This is a genomic window from Burkholderia sp. Tr-20390 (assembly GCF_017104595.1).
Taxonomy (GTDB): Bacteria; Pseudomonadota; Gammaproteobacteria; order Burkholderiales; family Burkholderiaceae; genus Burkholderia.
Map to the genome: position 1 here is coordinate 1 of NZ_JAAGPC010000351.1, position 3,400 is coordinate 3,400.

The 3,400-nt window shown below is 69.3% G+C and carries 3 protein-coding genes and 2 pseudogenes; 1 reads left to right on the forward strand and 4 read right to left on the reverse strand.

Features of this window, described 5'->3' with window-relative positions:
- Positions 1-349: pseudogene (locus tag G3N98_RS38750) on the reverse strand (AAA family ATPase); the annotation flags it as partial.
- A gap of 437 nt (positions 350-786) precedes the next feature.
- Between G3N98_RS38750 and G3N98_RS38755 the strand changes: the two are divergent.
- Positions 787-1,311 (forward strand): GNAT family N-acetyltransferase, encoded by a 525-nt coding sequence (locus G3N98_RS38755; RefSeq protein ID WP_346779130.1) that lies wholly within the window; start codon positions 787-789, stop codon positions 1,309-1,311.
- A gap of 67 nt (positions 1,312-1,378) precedes the next feature.
- Here the strand turns inward: G3N98_RS38755 and G3N98_RS38760 are convergent, their stop codons facing one another.
- From G3N98_RS38760 to G3N98_RS38770, 3 genes and pseudogenes are all read right to left on the reverse strand, one after another.
- Positions 1,379-2,602 (reverse strand): ATP-grasp domain-containing protein, encoded by a 1,224-nt coding sequence (locus G3N98_RS38760; protein ID WP_206151075.1) that lies wholly within the window; start codon positions 2,600-2,602, stop codon positions 1,379-1,381.
- 49 nt (positions 2,603-2,651) lie between these two features.
- Positions 2,652-3,248, reverse strand: coding sequence for a hypothetical protein (locus tag G3N98_RS38765; RefSeq protein WP_241026287.1), 597 nt, complete (start codon positions 3,246-3,248; stop codon positions 2,652-2,654).
- A gap of 20 nt (positions 3,249-3,268) precedes the next feature.
- Positions 3,269-3,400: pseudogene (locus G3N98_RS38770) on the reverse strand (LysR family transcriptional regulator); the annotation flags it as partial.

Genomic DNA, 3,400 nt, shown 5'->3' on the forward strand with positions numbered 1-3,400 from the left:
TGCCCACCTGCACGACGTGCGCCGCGTCACCGGTTGCCGCCGGTCGCGCCGCGTGCGCGCTTCGCAGCGCCTGCATGAACGCGCCGCGATGAGCGGGCGCCGCGCGATCGCCGGCTTCACGCCGGACGAAACCTTCCTGGATCCACTTGTGCAGCTTCGCATCGAGGTTGTCCGCATCGACGACCGTGTCGACCGAGGTGCTGCCGTCAGGCCGGTGATGCTGGATGCGGTACATGTGCGCGCGTTCGGAGCGGCTGACGATCCATTGCCCGGCGGACGGGTCCGCCAGTTGACGATAGACGCCGAGTACCGACGGGGCGGAGGAGGTGGAATCAGCGGGTGCGTTCATGGTGGCGAGCGAGAGTGGACGGCTGGCGCTTCATGCCTGCGATGTGTCGCGTCGATTGTATATTTTTGCCGCGAACGGCGACATTCGCGCGGGAAGCGATTCGCTGCGATCCGGGGCGGAGCAGGCGGCGCGCCGTTGCGCCGGATCGGCGGAGCGTCGTGGGCAATGCGCTGCAGCAGGATCTTTCGGTTCCCTTGCTACGCCTCGAACCACGTTGGCCGTGCCGATCCGCCGGCAACGTGGCGGCTCGTTGGCCCGGGTTTTTCACGAAGACAACCCGTCATGTCGAATCGCGGGCCGTCACACCTTGATCAATCGGGTGGAATGTCAGTACCGTAGCAGGCTTGATCGCCGGGCTTCCATCGCGTGTCCCTGGGCAGCCCGGCTTGACATCCCATTGCGCGCCGGTCGATGACGCAGGCGAAGGAGTGTTGAACGTGACGTCGACAGACGTGGACAAGGTGAGAATCCGTCGTGCCAGCGCACGCGATGCCCCGGCCGTGCTGGCGATCTTCGACGACGTGATTGCGTGGTTCGTCGCCATCGGCAACGACGGGCAATGGGGCAGCGAGCCCTGGTCGACGCAACCCCGGCGGATCGCGCTCGTGACCGACGCCTGCGCGCTGCCCGACGCGTGGGTCGCAGAGGATCAGGACGGCCGCGTCCTCGGCGCATTGATCCTCGGCGAGTCCATGCCCTACGTGCCGCCCGCGACCGAGCCGGAAATCTACGTGCGCGTGCTGGTGGCGTCGCGCGATGCGCGGGCGCGGGGTGTCGGCCGGCGCCTGATGGCTTTCGCGGACGAGCGCGCCCGGGCGGCCGGGGTGGCGCGCTTGCGGGTGGACTGCTATGGCGGCGGGACCGGCGCGCTGGTGCGTTTCTACGAGTCGTGCGGCTATGAGCGAATTTCACCCTTCGACGTGGAAGGGTGGCCGGGGCAGTTGCTGGGGCGTCGTTTGTGACGGTGCCTGACCGAAGCCACGCGGTGCGTCGGCTTTCGGCCGAGTCCGGGAAGGTGTTCCGATCGTTTCACGGTGAGCCTGAAACGGCGGGCTGCGCGACGGCATTTCCGTGGGCCGACGAACCGGGATGCGCGGCCGCACCGTCCACACCGTGCGCGACCGGCAGCGCCACCCGCACATAGAGAAACGCACGCCGCTCGCGATCGGGCAGCACCTGCGGTCCGTAACTGATCGTGACCGTGCCGTCGTGAATCTCGCCCGCCTGCGCGAAACGCCACGCGCCGGGATCGCTGTCGAGCAGGAATTCGGCGCGCGCATATGCATGCGGTTCAAACAGCGCGGGAATGTCCACCGGGCGTCCGTCGAGCTTGTCGAGCAACGCTTCGACCACGTTGAAGCCATAGCCGTCGCGCACGATGTCGCAGATGAAGCTGCCCGCGATGCGCGGATTCAGCTCGATCACATGCGGCACGCCGTCGTGCACGATGCAGTCCAGGTGCACGGGCCCCCAGGTCAGCCCGGCGGCCGCCGTGGCGCGCGTCCCAACGTCGATCAGCGCGCGCAGCGTGCTTGCATCGAGGTCGAGTTCGGACGTATAGCCGCGCTCGAGAAAGCCCGCCCCATGCCGTTTCAGCTTGCGCAGCGCGCCGACGTACCGGCCGTCGAAATACTCGACGCAGTATTCGCTGCCGCTCAGGAATTCCTCGATCACGACGCGCTCGGTCGCGCGCGCTTGGGCGTCGGCTTGCGCGGCGGCGAGGGCGTCGAGCTGCGCACGGACCTCGGCGATGTTCTCGCAGCGCCGCACGCCGTCGCTCGCCGAGCCTTCCGACGGCTTGACGACGACCGGGAAACGCAGCGGGTCGGCCGCGGCCGCGAGCGCCGCCGGCGCGGCCAGCGTGCCCGTGACGAATTGCGCGGCCGGGATGCCGTGCGCGGCGAGCAGCGCCTTCTGGTTCGACTTCGACACCGCGTGCGCGACGTGGCGCGCATCGGGGCCGGGCAGGCCGAGGGCGTCGGCGACCCACGTGGCGGTGCGCGCATAGGTGTCGTGCGCGGTCGTCACGCGCAGCGTGTCGATCTCGTCCGGATAGCGTGTGCGCAGCCAGCCGGCGAGCTGGCCGGCATCGGGTTCGAGGTTGATCGTCTCGACGCCCGCGGGAAAGACGCCGTCGAGACGGTGCCCGGGGGCGGTGATCACGGTCACGGCCACTTGCCGCGCGAGCGCGCCACGCACGAGCGCGAGGCTGCTGCCGGTGGCGCGGGCGCCGATCACGATGAGTCGCTTCATGCTGGATCCTTGATCGAAGGCGGAAGAGGGGAACGGCATCGCGTGCCGGCTAGCGTGCACGGCGGCGCAGGCGCTGTGCTTCGAGGCGCGGCAGCAGATGCTGGACGACGCGCGGCAGCGTGTAGATCGGCAACTGCGCGCAGGTGAACACGAGCGCCATGGTGGGCGTCGCAGCGAGCCCGAGCGCGGCCCACATCAGGCCGACATTGCGATTGGCGACGATCAGCGCGACATTGAGCCGCGTGCGGACGTCGCCGGGCGTGAGCCCGTACGCGATCACCTGGAAGCCCGCGTTGACGGCGAACGCGAGGGCGATCGCGGTCAGCGCGCGGTGCGGCGCGTCGATGATCGATTGCTGCATGCCGGCCATCGTGCCGAGCGCGAACACCAGCAGCGCGACGACGACGGTTGCATCGATCGGCGTCGCATAACGGTCGAGCCGTGAGCCGGCGAAGCGCCGCACGAGCAGCGCGACGCCCTCGGCGCTGCCGATCAGCAGCGCGAGCCGCCACGCGAGCGTCAAAGGCGAAATCGACACGGCCGCATCGTGGCTGAACCAGGCCGTCAGCAGCGGCGCGGTGAGCGGGACGAACACCATCGACGCGAGGGTCGCGACGAGCGCGACGCTGGCGTCGAGCGACAGCATTCGCGCGATCGTCGATGTGCCGCTCGACGGCGCGTCGAACGATTCATCAGACGGGTGCGCAGGCGCGCCTCGAGCTCCGACACCGCGCGCGACATCGCGCCCGTCGTCGAATTCAGCGATTGCGCGGCGGCGGTGAAACTGCCCGTCTCGAC

Bases quoted from the DNA above. Each gene is read 5' to 3' on its own strand.
- G3N98_RS38760 (WP_206151075.1), bottom strand. From the start codon at position 2,602: ATGAAGCGACTCATCGTGATCGGCGCCCGCGCCACCGGCAGCAGCCTC.
- G3N98_RS38765 (WP_241026287.1), bottom strand. From the start codon at position 3,248: ATGCTGTCGCTCGACGCCAGCGTCGCGCTCGTCGCGACCCTCGCGTCG.